The 13,200-nt window shown below is 48.2% G+C and carries 14 protein-coding genes and 1 pseudogene; 11 read left to right on the top strand and 4 right to left on the bottom strand.

The genetic code is table 11. The annotated features are described in order from the left end of the window. A partial coding sequence (locus tag C6Y45_RS16440) for an IS3 family transposase (protein WP_146159189.1) occupies positions 1 to 87 on the top strand: 87 nt, incomplete at its 5' end. Positions 88 to 148: 61 nt separating this feature from the next. On the opposite strand, the gene bshB2 is transcribed toward C6Y45_RS16440, so the two are convergent. Both bshB2 and C6Y45_RS16430 read right to left on the bottom strand, forming a co-directional pair. Beyond that, entirely contained in the window at positions 149 to 829 is a 681-nt protein-coding gene (gene bshB2 / locus C6Y45_RS16435) for a bacillithiol biosynthesis deacetylase BshB2 (protein WP_107586313.1), read from the bottom strand. Positions 830 to 844: 15 nt separating this feature from the next. Continuing rightward, positions 845 to 1,195 carry a YojF family protein gene (locus C6Y45_RS16430; protein ID WP_107586312.1) on the bottom strand — a complete coding sequence of 117 codons (351 nt, stop codon included), beginning with the start codon at positions 1,193 to 1,195 and terminating at the stop codon, positions 845 to 847. Between the two features lie 296 nt (positions 1,196 to 1,491). Here C6Y45_RS16430 and C6Y45_RS16425 point away from each other — a divergent pair, with 296 nt between their 5' ends. From C6Y45_RS16425 to C6Y45_RS16400, 7 genes and pseudogenes are all read left to right on the top strand, one after another. Continuing rightward, entirely contained in the window at positions 1,492 to 2,460 is a 969-nt protein-coding gene (locus C6Y45_RS16425) for an aminoimidazole riboside kinase (RefSeq protein WP_107586311.1), read from the top strand. Next, the gene (locus C6Y45_RS16420; RefSeq protein WP_107586310.1) at positions 2,453 to 3,886 is read left to right on the top strand and encodes a glycoside hydrolase family 32 protein; all 1,434 of its coding nucleotides are present in this window, start codon (positions 2,453 to 2,455) and stop codon (positions 3,884 to 3,886) included. The genes C6Y45_RS16425 and C6Y45_RS16420 overlap by 8 nt, the downstream gene beginning before the upstream one ends. Positions 3,887 to 4,033: 147 nt before the next feature. Then, on the top strand, positions 4,034 to 4,729 hold the full coding sequence (locus C6Y45_RS16415) for a uracil-DNA glycosylase (RefSeq protein WP_107586309.1): 696 nt from the start codon (positions 4,034 to 4,036) through the stop codon (positions 4,727 to 4,729). Positions 4,730 to 4,741: 12 nt separating this feature from the next. Beyond that, positions 4,742 to 5,563: an aldo/keto reductase gene (locus C6Y45_RS16410; protein WP_107586308.1), complete on the top strand. Its 822-nt coding sequence runs from the start codon at positions 4,742 to 4,744 to the stop codon at positions 5,561 to 5,563. A gap of 48 nt (positions 5,564 to 5,611) precedes the next feature. Continuing rightward, positions 5,612 to 6,484: an NAD(P)-dependent oxidoreductase gene (locus tag C6Y45_RS16405; protein ID WP_107586307.1), complete on the top strand. Its 873-nt coding sequence runs from the start codon at positions 5,612 to 5,614 to the stop codon at positions 6,482 to 6,484. 134 nt (positions 6,485 to 6,618) lie between these two features. Continuing rightward, positions 6,619 to 6,981: pseudogene (locus C6Y45_RS18020) on the top strand (NAD-dependent epimerase/dehydratase family protein); the annotation flags it as partial. Between the two features lie 354 nt (positions 6,982 to 7,335). After that, entirely contained in the window at positions 7,336 to 9,105 is a 1,770-nt protein-coding gene (locus C6Y45_RS16400) for a M3 family oligoendopeptidase (RefSeq protein WP_245922694.1), read from the top strand. A 134-nt stretch (positions 9,106 to 9,239) separates the two neighbouring features. Here C6Y45_RS16400 and C6Y45_RS16395 read toward each other — a convergent pair whose 3' ends face one another. Continuing rightward, on the bottom strand, positions 9,240 to 9,740 hold the full coding sequence (locus C6Y45_RS16395; RefSeq protein ID WP_107586305.1) for a DUF421 domain-containing protein: 501 nt from the start codon (positions 9,738 to 9,740) through the stop codon (positions 9,240 to 9,242). A gap of 282 nt (positions 9,741 to 10,022) precedes the next feature. On the opposite strand from C6Y45_RS16395, the gene C6Y45_RS16390 reads away from it, so the two are divergent. Next, the gene (locus C6Y45_RS16390; RefSeq protein WP_107586304.1) at positions 10,023 to 10,586 is read left to right on the top strand and encodes a hypothetical protein; all 564 of its coding nucleotides are present in this window, start codon (positions 10,023 to 10,025) and stop codon (positions 10,584 to 10,586) included. Positions 10,587 to 11,421: 835 nt separating this feature from the next. Continuing rightward, positions 11,422 to 11,724: a YwdI family protein gene (locus tag C6Y45_RS16380; protein ID WP_107586302.1), complete on the top strand. Its 303-nt coding sequence runs from the start codon at positions 11,422 to 11,424 to the stop codon at positions 11,722 to 11,724. Here the strand turns inward: C6Y45_RS16380 and C6Y45_RS16375 are convergent. Beyond that, complete coding sequence (locus tag C6Y45_RS16375; RefSeq protein ID WP_107586301.1) at positions 11,721 to 12,350, bottom strand: GNAT family N-acetyltransferase; 630 nt, start codon at positions 12,348 to 12,350, stop codon at positions 11,721 to 11,723. The two genes, C6Y45_RS16380 and C6Y45_RS16375, sit on opposite strands and share 4 nt — an antisense overlap. Positions 12,351 to 12,541: 191 nt before the next feature. Between C6Y45_RS16375 and C6Y45_RS16370 the strand changes: the two genes are divergently transcribed. After that, complete coding sequence (locus tag C6Y45_RS16370; protein WP_107586300.1) at positions 12,542 to 12,913, top strand: DUF423 domain-containing protein; 372 nt, start codon at positions 12,542 to 12,544, stop codon at positions 12,911 to 12,913. Positions 12,914 to 13,200: the final 287 nt, after the last annotated feature.

Here is a 13,200-nt window from a genome sequence, read left to right as displayed (position 1 = left end):
ACGTACTATAATCACCATAGATATCAATGGAACCGCAAAAAGATGACCCCTGTGCAATACAGGGATCATCTTCTAGAAGTAGCTTAGGCTTTTTAAAAATGTCCTTTACAAAGGGTACACTTTAAATTAACGGGCGGCTTTTTTAATGCTATTTTTCAGGGTCTTTATCAAGAGGATAAGTCCAGAAACGCTCTGTTTGCAGCATATACTCAATCGTTTCATCCTGGGCTTCCATCCGGCTGTTTACCTGCTCCATCAGCCCTGCTGTCTGGGAAGCGTGGGCTTCAATGACCTGAAGTTTTCTATCACGCAGGTCCCGGACATCATTAATAACATCCGGCTCACCGACCGCTTCCTCGCTTCCCTCGGCAAAGGCAATAGCGTGAATTTCCGGCCTGCTGCCCTCAGGAAGTTTGCGGACAGCCTCTACAACGGCAGCGCCTGTTGCATTATGATCGGGGTGGACGGCGTATCCTGGGTAAAAAGTAATGATCCGTGTCGGGTTCACTTCCGTAATAACTCCTGAAATTCTTTCAGTGAGCGCTTCCTGGTCTGTGAATTCCACTGTTTTATCACGCATGCCAAACCGGCGCAGGTCTTCAATGCCGAGAAGACTGCACGCTTCCTCCAGCTCTTTTTTTCTGATTTCAGGAAGGGTTTCCCGGTTGGCCATGACCGGTCTTCCCATGTTTCTGCCCATTTCTCCGAGAGTAAGGCATACATAGGTAACCGGGGTTCCTTCATCGGTAAGCGATATAATAGTACCCGACACGCCGAATGCTTCATCGTCCGGATGCGGGAATACAACTAGTACGTGCTGATCTGTCATACGGGGGCTCCTTTCCTACTTTCGAAATGGTGTAGTGCTGAGTTCAAGTGCAACAGCGAGGCGTCCGTCAGGATCATGACCGGCAAGAAGCAGACGGCCTTCTTCGTCTATTTCCCAGTCTGTCAGTCCTTCTCCGTAAAGCCAGCCAATTTCGGTTTCCAGGCCGATGCGGTACGGACCTTCACCGGCGATGCGTCCGTGAATAAATTGAAGCTGGGCATTACGGATAAAAGCACCTGCTGAAAAAAAGTTTTTATCATTATGACTTGCGTAAGCTCCGTTCGTCGTTTCGAGGTGGATAAAAACCGGGGATCCGGCGAACTCCTCCAGAGCTTCCTGTACTTGATCGGGAATAATTGGTTTCAAAAGGCAGACTCCTTTCTTAATTGCCCGCTCTGGAAGACAGAAGACGTTCCAGGTTTTTCATCAGCGGGCTGCTTGTTTCGTTCTTAAAGCTATGTTCACAGTTTAACACAGGAAGCGAATTTCCGGCATGGAAAACAGACCGGAGGAATACGTATTCTCTTTTAAAGCAGGAAAGATAAGGGTATAGGGAAAAGAAATGCCGCCACTGTCCCGGGTTGAGGGTGGAAGGTACCATACGTATAATAGAGAAAAGCCTGTCATTTAAAAGGCTTTATACATAAAAGGAGTGAAGAACGATGAAGCAGGGAATTATATGCCTTGGAGAGGCACTGATTGATTTTATTCCGCTCGACGACAACAATGAAACGTTTCAAAAAAGCCCGGGGGGAGCTCCGGCTAATGTAGCGGTGGGGCTGTCCCGTCTCGGTGCGTCAGCTGTCTTTCTCGGTAAAGTAGGAGACGACGTACTCGGACGGTTTTTAAAGGACACGCTGGAAGGCTATGGCGTCAATACGGAGCATATGCTGTTTACAAAGGATACGAGAACAGGAGTTGTTTTTGTAACGCTCGGAGAAGGCGGAGAACGCAGCTTTGAGTTTTATATCGATCCGAGTGCCGACCGGTTTCTTGAAGAGGACGAAGTAGAGGAGCAGCTTTTTACTGAAAACAATCTGCTTCACTTTGGATCGATCAGCCTGATCAGTGAACCGTCAAAATCCGCTACGAAAAAAGCGGTGCGCCTTGCGAAGGAGCAGGGGATGATCATTTCTTACGATCCGAACCTGCGTCCCGGCCTGTGGCCTTCAGAGGAAACTGCACGTACGGAAATACGCAGTATGCTCGGTGAAGCCGATGTGTTGAAAATTTCCGAGGAGGAACTCGAATTTATAACGGGGGAACAGGATATTGAAAATGGTGTGAGCCGGCTGGATGAATTCAATATCCCTCTCATTCTGATCACTCTTGGAGCAGAAGGCAGCTGGATATTTATTCAGGGAGAGGCGCCGGTTCATGTCCCTGCCATGAAAGTGAACGCAGTGGACACGACCGGCGCAGGCGACGCTTTTGTTTCCGGCATGCTTTATCAGCTTCATCTGCTTGAGGAGCCGCTGCGCGCTCTGTCTCCGGAAAAAGCAGCGGAAATGGCTTCCTTTGCAGCTGTGTCGGGAGGTCTGGCAGCAGCTACAAAAGGGGCGATGACGGCGCTGCCGACGAAAGAAGAAGTTAACAGCCGGCTGCAGAAGGAGGAGGGGAAGCATGACTGAACGTGAAAAGGAACTTCACGCAGAAGCCTGGAAGGAAGCAGAGAAACTAAAAAATACGGTGGAAAAAGATCCATACCGCCAGCAGTATCATCTAATGCCTCCTTCAGGTCTTCTGAATGACCCGAACGGCTGGATTCAGTGGCAGGGCACCTATCACCTCTTTTTTCAGTGGAATCCCTACCGTCCGGATCATCAGCACAAATTCTGGGGGCACTACACGTCGGCAGATCTCGTAGGCTGGCAGCTGGAACCGATCGCTCTCGCCCCGAGCGAATGGTACGAAAAAAACGGCTGCTACTCCGGAAGCAGCATAGACTTGAACGGAAAACTCGCTCTTCTTTATACCGGTAACGTAAAAGACGAGAATAACAATAGAGAATCCTACCAGTGCCTGGCTGTTTCCGAAAACGGAATCGATTTTGAAAAAAAGGGACCTGTCGTTGACGAACTGCCGGAAGGGTATACTGCACACTTCCGCGATCCGAAAGTGTGGAAAGAAAATGGAAGCTATTATTTTGTTATCGGTGCCCAGACAGAAAATCTGGAAGGAGAAGTGCTTCTTTACCGCTCGGAAGACTTTCACACCTGGGAATGCCTCGGGCCGATAGCGGGCGCACAGAGGAACGGACTGGGAAGGTTTGGCTACATGTGGGAATGCCCGGACTATTTCCGGCTTGGCAGTACTGACGTTTTGATTGTTTCACCGCAGGGACTTGACCGTGAAGAGATGAAATACGAAAACACGTACCAGGCAGGATATTTCCTGGGAAATGCAGATCTTCAGAAAGTCGATTTTCAGCACGGGGAATTTCACGAGCTGGACGAAGGATTTGAATTTTATGCTCCCCAGACAACAGAAGACGAACATGGGCGGCGTATTTTAATCGGATGGATGGGCGTACCGGATTCCGACGAGGAATACCAGCCGACAGTGAAAGAAGGATGGGTCCACTGCATGACCATTCCGCGCGAACTGCATTCCGATGGAACGATCATTACCCAGTCTCCGGTGAAAGAGCTGGAGGAACTGCGGGAAGGAACACCGCTTGAAATGCGCATAGCACTTTCTTTTGGAGCTGAAGCGGTCGTTACGCCTGCTTCAGAGATCATCCTCGACACGAAGGAAGCGGGAGATTTTCAGCTGAAGCTCCGGGACGAAGCAGAGCTTTCCTACAATGGGGCTGACCAAATTCTGACGCTTTCCCGGCCGCGATTCCGGGATGGAGAAAAAGAAACAAGAAAGTGCCGGGTAGACCGTCTGGAAGAACTCCGTCTCTATCTCGACAGTTCTTCACTGGAAGTATTTATTAATCAAGGAGAAAAAGTAATGACCGCACGCTACTTCCCCGAACAGCATGCAAATACGGTAAAAGTAAGCGGTGCGGACGGAAGCCTTACCTGGAAATCCTGGGAGCTTAAATCATAACGGTGTATCGATCAGCGTTACGTCCGTTACATCCTTTACACACTGCTACGAAAGGCGCCGGCAGCGTGTGGGATTCTTGTGTTATAACGCCGTGCGCTTTGACTGTGCGTTGAAAATTCCACTGGAAAGGTGGAAGGAGGTGGGAAGTTGAAGCAGGCATTCTGTAATGACTGGAAAAGCAAAATCGGTGATGAGTTGGAAAAGGATTATTTTGCAGAGCTCCGGTCTTTTTTGAAAGAGGAGTATCAAAAACATACCGTTTATCCTCCGAAGAACGATGTGATGAACGCCTTTCATGCCACCGCGTGGGAGGATACGAAAGTCGTTCTTCTCGGCCAGGATCCGTACCATGGCAGAAATCAGGCGCACGGCCTCAGTTTTTCTGTCCGTCCCGGTGTGAAAGTTCCCCCATCTCTTGTGAACATTTACAAAGAACTGCGGGATGATCTTGGATATGATATTCCTAAACACGGTTATCTCCAGAAGTGGGCGGAGGAAGGTGTTTTGATGCTGAATACCGTACTCACAGTGCGTGAAGGAGAACCGCAGTCCCATCAGGGGAAAGGGTGGGAGCAGTTTACCAACGAAGTCATTGACAGGCTCAATGAACGTTCCCGGCCGCTTATTTTTCTTTTGTGGGGCAGACCGGCCCAGAAGAAAATCGAAAGAATCGATACAGAAAAGCATGTTGTGCTGAAATCACCCCACCCGAGTCCTTTTTCTGCTAACCGTGGATTTTTCGGCAGCAGGCCGTTTTCGACAATAAACAAACAGCTCGAAGAATGGGGAGAAACACCGATCGACTGGCAGCTCCCGGTGGAACCGCCGGAGGAATCAAAATAAAGGAGGATGACAATGCATTCAATTAATGATAAAGCAGTGCTGGCGAACGGAGTGGAAATTCCGTGGCTCGGTCTCGGCGTGTACAAAGCAGATAATGAAGGAGAAGTGGAACAGGCTGTGAAAACAGCACTGGAAAACGGCTACCGGAGTATCGATACTGCTTCTTTTTACGGAAACGAAGAAGGGGTGGGCAGAGCTGTAAAAGAATCCGGCATCCCGAGAGAAGAAATTTTTCTTACTACGAAAGTATGGAATGACGACCAGGGCTACGATAATACGATGAAAGCATTTGAAATCAGCCGCAGAAAGCTTGGTGTGGATGTCATCGATCTTTATTTGATCCACTGGCCGGTAGAAGGGCTTTATAAAGAAACCTGGCGGGCGCTGGAGGATCTGTATAAACGGGGATTCGTACGGGCGATCGGTGTATGCAACTTTCTTCCGCACCATTTCGAAGAGCTGAAAAATACGGCTGAAGTAACACCGATGCTGAATCAGGTGGAATTTCATCCGTGGCTTACCCAGCCGGAGCTGATGGCATACTGTCAGGAGAACAATATTCAGCTGGAGGCGTGGAGTCCGCTCACAAGGGGGCGTAAACTGGACGATCCGGTGCTTAACGTAATCGCGGACAAGTATAATAAAACGCCGGCTCAAGTAATTCTCCGCTGGAATGTGCAGGAAAAAGTCGTGACGATCCCGAAATCTGTTACTCCGGTCCGGATAAAGGAAAATGCGGATATTTTTGATTTCGAACTGACAGATGAGGATGTCCGCCAGCTGTACGATTTAAACCAGGAACTGCGGTTTGGTCCGCATCCGGACGATTTCTAGCACCGGTTTCAATACGCTGACCGCCGTCTGTGAAAGGGAGGTTGCTTTATGAAAAAAGTAGGATTTATCGGCACGGGAGTTATGGGAAAAAGTATGGCACGTCATATTATGAATGCGGGGTATGATCTGCATATTTATACCCGGACGAAAGCAAAAGCAGAAGATCTTCTGGAAGAAGGGGCTCACTGGCAGGACAGTCCTGCAGACCTCGCACAGGAGACGGACGCCGTTATAACGATGGTAGGATGGCCTTCCGATGTGGAAGAAGTGTTTTTAAAAGAGAAAGGGCTTCTCCAGAATGCGCGGAAAGGAACGCTGTTAATTGATATGACGACTTCGAGTCCGCAGCTTGCCGAAAAACTGGCGCGTGAGGCAGAAGCTGCTGGAATGCTGATTCTGGATGCGCCGGTATCCGGAGGAGATACAGGCGCACGGAATGCAGAACTTGCTGTGATGTGTGGAGGAGAAAAAGAAGCGTTCGAAAAAGCGCGCCCGCTGTTTGAAACTTTCGGATCCAACATCCAGCATCTCGGCCCGGCGGGAGCAGGACAGACGACAAAAATGGCGAATCAGATTGCTGTAGCAGGGACGATGATGGGAGTCAGTGAATCTCTTGCCTACGCACAGAAAGCCGGTTTGGACGTAAACCAGGTGCTTGAAACGATCGAAACCGGAGCAGCGGGAAGTGTTTCCATGTCCCGTCTGGGGAGGCGGATGCTGGAGGAGGACTACGAACCCGGTTTCTACATTAAACACTTTATAAAAGATATGCGTATAGCCCTGGAATCTGCGGGGAACATGGAGCTGAACCTGCCGGGCCTCGAACTTGCAGAATCACTTTATACGAAGCTTTCGGAGGATGGCTGGGAGAACGCAGGAACGCAGGCATTGATTAAATATTATTTCCGGGAAGGAAAATAATAATATTTCCAGAATGAATTGCACTGCCGGAAAGCATGTTTTTCAGCGGTTCCAGAAACGAGCACTGAACCAGCTTTTACAAAAAAGAATGTCCGAAACAGATCATTAAAACAATGAGGATGAGGTGAAAGCAGTTGAAAAAAGCACTGATAGCTGGAGCTACCGGCTTAATAGGCCGAAACCTGACAGAAGAACTGCTGCAAAGCGGAGAATACGAAGAAATTCACCTGCTGACCCGCAGGCGCACGCCATTTGCAGAACGCGAAGGAATTAAAGAGCATTATGTTTTTTTCGACAGCATCGACGAAAATGAAACGATTATGGACGGCATCGATGACGTTTTTGTGACGCTTGGCACGACGATGAAAAAAGTAAAATCACGGGAAGGCTTTATGCAGGTGGACTACTTATATCCGCTGCAGCTGGCAGAGCTGGCTGGAAAATATCATACGAAGCGTTTCTTTGTCATTTCCGCTATGGGAGCAGACCGGGAATCCCGCTTTTTCTATAGTCAGGTGAAAGGAACGCTGGAAGACAGTCTGATGGCTCTGAATCTGCCGTCACTGCATATTATCCGACCTTCCCTTCTTACCGGTGACCGCTATGAATTCCGGCTCGGAGAAAAATCTGCAGAGCTGATTTCCCGTCCGCTGAGCGGTTTGATGAGCGGACGTTTGGAAAAATACAAGCCGATTGAAGCGTCCGCCGTCGCGGAAGCAATGGCAGCTATTGCGCGTACAGACAGCACCGGCACACATATTTATACAAACGACGATCTGCACCGTATCTACAACGCCCTGCATGGCATTACGGAGAAAAGCGAAAAAACTTCCGGAACGGGCAGGTACAGCATGACGTGGGATCTTGACGCTATTTTTCCAGGAGGAAGCAGTTCCAACCAGTTTGAGCAGTTTCTCGTAAATACGGAAACGGACCTGGCCACAATGAAGCTGAAGCTGGAACAGGCACAGAAAAAAGAAACACCGGATTTTGAGGAATGGGCTTCTCTTATCGAGCGTCTTCAGAACATCGGAATGAAGGTGCGGGAGGTGAATGCTTTCATCAGCTGTCTGACGGCTCAGGACGTGACAGATGATAAAGCGAAACTTCTTGCGGGAAGAACGAAGCAGGCAGGATCCAGCTATGGTCAGCTGATCTCAGTAGTCGACGAACAGCTGCTTCATTTTACGGATGCCCAGTGGAAAGAATTTACAAAAAGCGGCAAAATGCAGGAAATTCTGTTTAACCTGGAAGAACGCCGGAACATTGCCAAAGAAAAACTTCCATCAGATAAAGAACAGCTTATTCAGCAGCTGATGGTTGACGGCTATCACGCATGGGGGGACCTTTACAATACGATCGTCGGCCGGATGAAAGTGGAGATCCGGGAAAAAGGAGTTAAAAAGCAGTATTCTGTCGGGCAGGCAGCAAACAAACTGACAGACAAAAACAGGAATGTCCGACGGCATGTATTTGAACAGTTCGAAAAAGCATGGGAAAACGAAGCGGAACTGTTCACCGAGTCTCTGAATCATCTGGCCGGATTCCGGCTGCGCACGTACGAAGCCCGGGGATGGGGAAACGTCCTGAAAGAACCGCTTCAGATCAACCGGATGAAGCAGGAGACACTTGACGTCATGTGGGACACGATCACTAAAAATAAAGATGTCTTTACTGGTTATCTGTACAGAAAAGCTGAGCTTCTCGGAGTAGATAAGCTGGCGATGTACGACGTGAGCGCGCCGGTTTCCAAGAAGGTGCCTCAAGTCAGCTACGACGACGCAGCAGATATGATCGTGGAACAGTTCAGTAAATTCAGCCCGCGCATGGCGGAATTTGCCCGTACGGCTTTTGAAAACCGCTGGATAGAAGCAGAGGACCGCGGCAGGAAACGTCCGGGAGGCTTCTGCACAAGCTTCCCGATCCGGGAACAGTCCCGCATATTCATGACATACGACGGCTCCGCTTCCAACGTGGCGACACTGGCACATGAACTTGGTCATGCCTACCATCAGCACGTGATGAACGACCTTCCGTACATGTCCCAGGGCTACGCAATGAACGTGGCAGAAACTGCCTCTACTTTCGCGGAAATGGTTGTGGCCGACGCATCAGTCAAGCAGGCTTCCTCCCGGGAGGAAAAAATTCAGCTTCTGGATGATAAATTAAACCGGAGCATCGCTTTCTTCATGAATATTCATTCCCGCTTTCTGTTTGAAACGAGGTTTTATGAAGAACGCAAAAGCGGTCTCGTAAGCCGGGAGCACCTGAACGAGCTGATGACGGAAGCTCAGGAAGAAGCTTACTGCGGAGCATTGAGCGAATACTCTCCGACATTCTGGGCATCGAAGCTCCATTTCCATATTACGGGAGTTCCGTTTTACAACTTCCCTTATACGTTCGGCTACCTGTTCAGCATGGGCATTTATGCCAAAGCAGTTCAGGAAGGAGAAGAATTTGAAGAAAAGTACACTGCCCTCCTCCGGGACACCGGCAGACTCAGCGTAGAAGAACTTGCCCAGAAGCACCTCGGCGTCGACTTAACAAAGCCCGAATTCTGGCAGGAAGCTGTCGATTTTGTGAAGGAAGATGTCCGGCAGTTTATGGAGCTTACGGAATAAATTTATTCTGAAGCTTTCACCTGGAATTACTTTGTTATCCGTCTAAATACGAAGAAAAAAGCACCGGACCTTTATTCAGGGTTCCGGTGCTTTTTCAGTCTGCTGATGTAGTGCTGCTGTGCTCGTATTCACCTTTACTCAGCAGGGATGGTGGATTCTCCTTCGCTGCTTTCCTTTTCCATCACAGATAAAGAACCGTCTGTTTCCAGCACAACGGCCTGAACAGAAGCAAAAGAAGATTTGCCTGTAGTCCGGACAGCCTGCATGATTTCATCTTTTTTTATTCTCTCCTTTTTCATTGCCTTTTCAATAAATCGGCCGTTGTGGTACAAAAGCTGAGGTTCTCCTTTTACGGATTTATTGACGAAGGAAAAATGGACAGAGGACCAGGTAACTGCAAACTGCAGCACAATCAGCGCTGCAAGTCCCGCAAGCCCTTCTGCAAGAGGAATCGCCCCATCCATGACAATAGCTGATACCATAGAACCGAGAGCGATTGTAATAATAAAATCGAACATATTCATTTTAGAAAGCGTCCGCTTTCCTGAAATGCGGAGCATGATAATCAGCAATGGATACAATAAAACAGCGGTAACAAGTATATGCCATATTCCTTCCCAGTCGTTGAAAAACATTGGTCTTCCCTCCCGGTTATTAAACATCTGTTTCTGGCGGGTACCCTTTTTTTCTCCTTTTTAATCGAATATGTCATCCTTTGACCTATATTACGTTTAAACTTCGCAAAAGGGTGGAAAGTTAAAACCAATGAGTCATTAGTGAAACTTGTTCTATAGAAGGATCGTTTTTCCCCGTCTGTGGGCCGTTCTCCCAATATAATGACTTTAAATAAAACGGATAAGATATATCACCTGCGGACCGCAGGGATTACAGACTACCAATCAAAGGAGAGATAAGTAATGGCACTGGAACAAAAAAGTACGACGAGTAAACTTGTAACGGGAATGGCTGTAGGCGCCCTTGTAGGCGCAGCCGCTGTATTTCTCGATTCCGGTACAAGAGCAAAAGTCGCTGACAGCACCGGAGAAATGAAAGACAAAACTGTCCGAATGGCACAGGATGTGAAAAACGATCCTGAAGGTATCAAAGAAGATGCAGCCGAACGTGTGCACAATGCTACAAATGTTTTAAAGGAGGCGATCGAAGATCTTCAAAGCTTATATAATAAGACGGGTAATAAAGTCGCTCATCAGACGGATTCGCTGAAACAGGACGCGCAAGGACTGGCATCGAAGGCCCGGGAAGACGGCACGGATCTGGATGGTCTAGGTACGAGCGCCCAGAGAACGAAAGAAGATACAGAAGAACTGCTTTCGGCTGCAAAAGAAGCAGGCAGTGACCTGGAAGGTCTTGGTGCCAAAGTGAAGGAAGCGAAAGAAGAACTTTTAAAAGAAACGTCACGTTCGGGTTCCGGAAGTGATGGGGAAACAGATCACACGATCACAGATCGTCCAATCCAGTAACATTTCCACGGAAATAAAGTTCAAGTTAGAAAAACCTGTCATTATAACTGACAGGTTTTTCTATTTTTTTGATTAAATGAGTGGTGCAGAATATTTATTCCAGCGTATAAGCCTCTCCGATATTTCTGAGCCTGCCGTGGAGATCGTCGCCAGCTGTTTCTGCCGAAGATGAGCTTCTTAAGAAAGAATTTCCTGCTTTGCTCAATCCTGCCGAACAAAAGGACAGCCGCATGCTTTCTCCGCGGCAGATGAAAAGAGAAGCAGCGACTTTCAAAAACAGCCCGGAGCTTTAACAGAGACTTCGGTGCCGTTAAACTGCCCCATGAAAAATAAAAATATCTAATGCTGTGCAGCGGAGGTGGGGACACCCAGAGGATCAGCGCAGTTCGAGAATCCATTTTGGCGGACGTATTTCCCGCCAAAATCAGTCGAGAACAAGCCCTCGGGTAAGCCCCGCCGAAAGTGGAGCAGCGTTATCTCCATTACAAATGGAGCTATATTCAAGGCATCCTTTATGAAAAAAGACTGGAAAAGCATATTTTTTAAGACAGAAATATTCTTTCTATTTCCCTGCTGAATCTTCCGTGGCTGATTTCCGAGTGATAAAGGATGAGTTAAAGACCTGTTTAAGTGGAAAATATGTCCCGCCCGGAAAGCGTAAGCAGGGCAGCGTACATCTACACACGAAAAAACATTTTATAAACAGACTGAAAAACCTGCAGAATTCCACCGGATGCTTCAATCTTTTCCTGTTGAAACAGCCGCTTTTTTGACGGCAGCTTATTTTGTTTCGGAGAAAAACAAAGTAAAATAGAAAAGAAAGGAGGGATAACAGATGGAAATACCTGCAAAGCTCGTTATTCAAAAAATGGAAGCAGAACTTTCCCGGCTGAAGGAAAGCATCGATCATCCGGAAGCAGCTTCCTCCTATAGAGAACATGCCCAGTCTATCAAAACATACTGTGAGCTTCTGCTGGAAACCCAGCATACAGGTACGCATTATAAGTCGGAAAAAGTCCGGTATGCCTCCCCTCAGGACGTGACTTCCCGCCGTCCAGCGGAAGAATCACCGAAAAAGCGGGAAACGATTTATGACAATGGGGATGAACCGGCAAGTGACAGTCTCCTCGATTTTTAACCGGAAACTTCAGGATTTTCCCATACGACAATGACGCCGTAATTACGTGATTCTTCGTCTTCCAGATAGTCTGGTATAATTTGGTGGATTATCAGACCCTGCTTCAGCATAAACGTGAGCACAGGATCATGCAGTTCTTCTTTTTCCACCTGGCGGACATAAGTTTCTACATCTATGCTGTCTGCCAGCCGGCTGAAGCCTGGGATGCGGCACCCGGCTGCGTAGCGGCGGAGACCGAGTTTTTGAACGAGCTTTTTTCGCTCTTCATACAATGCAGCAGCTACCCCCCTGCCCCGGAATGACGGGCGGACGCACACATCGATGCCGTAAAGCGTATCTCCTTTCGGGTCGTGGGATTTTCGGATATACCCATCATCGGCAGCTTCCTCCCACGTGTGGGGTTCGCTGGTGAGAGTCGTGATCAGTGCAGTTGCTGAGCCGGCAGGTTCTTTTCCGTCGAAAGCAATCATCGCTCCTTCGGGAAAAACTTCCGCGTGGGACTGGATGTGCTCGCGGGACCACCATAAATCTTCAGGGAAAGGCGGGGGAAAAGCTTCTTTTTGAATCAAAAGCAGCTCATCGTAATCTTCTGGTGTGTAGGGCCGTACATAAATGGTTCCGTTCATAAATAAACCTCCTGTCAGTCAATAGGGATTACTGTCATTATAAAAGAGAGAAGAAACGCGGGCAATTGCCGGCGTTTTGGCTTCATGGTAAGATGAAGCCGGCAGTGATGCTTTATGTACAGGAAGAAACGGTCCATTTTCAGGCCCGGTAATAAAGCAAATACAGCTTATTTTTAAAGGAGTTTTAAGTAATGAAATTATTTCTTATCCTCGGCGGTACGATGTCTTTTCTTTTCGTAGCGATTGGAGCTTTTGGTGCTCACGCTCTGGCAGAACGGCTGGAGGCAAGCGGATATACCGCCACGTTTGAAACAGGTGTGCAGTACCATATGATTCACGCTCTGGCTCTCGTAGCCGTCGCCATTCTTACACAGCATCTTTCGTCAAGCGGCCTGCTGCATGGCGCCGGATGGGCTTTTTTTACAGGTATTATCATCTTTTCCGGGAGCCTGTACGCTCTCAGTCTGACCGGGATCCGCGTTCTCGGAGCTATTACTCCGATCGGCGGCGTCGCCTTTCTGACCGGATGGGTGCTGCTTATCATCGCAGCTTTTATGGAATAGAAGAACGAAAAAAGAGGCTGTCCGGATACCCGGACAGCTTTTTTGTGGCGGAATCTTCCGGCTTGGCTCCTCCCAACGGCATTTGCTGATGATTAATAACAGGTTTATAATGATTAATTTCCTTCTGAAACAGGTTTATAATGATTAAAAATGATTTATCACTCTCCGGCCCCCTAATTCCTTTGGACAAAGTAAGACCAGTTCCTTATACTAAGTAAAACCAAAGGAGGTGAACCGGGATGGGGGATAAAGAAGGAGCGATCGAAGAACTCAAAAAGAAATATGTC

Source organism: Alkalicoccus saliphilus, from assembly GCF_003044065.1.
Classification (GTDB): domain Bacteria; phylum Bacillota; class Bacilli; order Bacillales; family Salisediminibacteriaceae; genus Alkalicoccus; species Alkalicoccus saliphilus.
Note: the sequence above shows the minus strand (reverse complement) of the source record. Positions and strands in the feature narration are given on the sequence as shown.

Bases quoted from the DNA above. Each gene is read 5' to 3' on its own strand.
- C6Y45_RS16380 (WP_107586302.1), top strand. From the start codon at position 11,422: ATGGAAATACCTGCAAAGCTCGTTATTCAAAAAATGGAAGCAGAACTT.
- C6Y45_RS16370 (WP_107586300.1), top strand. From the start codon at position 12,542: ATGAAATTATTTCTTATCCTCGGCGGTACGATGTCTTTTCTTTTCGTA.
- C6Y45_RS16410 (WP_107586308.1), top strand. From the start codon at position 4,742: ATGCATTCAATTAATGATAAAGCAGTGCTGGCGAACGGAGTGGAAATT.
- bshB2 (WP_107586313.1), bottom strand. From the start codon at position 829: ATGACAGATCAGCACGTACTAGTTGTATTCCCGCATCCGGACGATGAA.
- C6Y45_RS16390 (WP_107586304.1), top strand. From the start codon at position 10,023: ATGGCACTGGAACAAAAAAGTACGACGAGTAAACTTGTAACGGGAATG.
- C6Y45_RS16405 (WP_107586307.1), top strand. From the start codon at position 5,612: ATGAAAAAAGTAGGATTTATCGGCACGGGAGTTATGGGAAAAAGTATG.
- C6Y45_RS16425 (WP_107586311.1), top strand. From the start codon at position 1,492: ATGAAGCAGGGAATTATATGCCTTGGAGAGGCACTGATTGATTTTATT.
- C6Y45_RS16420 (WP_107586310.1), top strand. From the start codon at position 2,453: ATGACTGAACGTGAAAAGGAACTTCACGCAGAAGCCTGGAAGGAAGCA.
- C6Y45_RS16400 (WP_245922694.1), top strand. From the start codon at position 7,336: ATGACGTGGGATCTTGACGCTATTTTTCCAGGAGGAAGCAGTTCCAAC.
- C6Y45_RS16395 (WP_107586305.1), bottom strand. From the start codon at position 9,740: ATGTTTTTCAACGACTGGGAAGGAATATGGCATATACTTGTTACCGCT.
- C6Y45_RS16375 (WP_107586301.1), bottom strand. From the start codon at position 12,350: ATGAACGGAACCATTTATGTACGGCCCTACACACCAGAAGATTACGAT.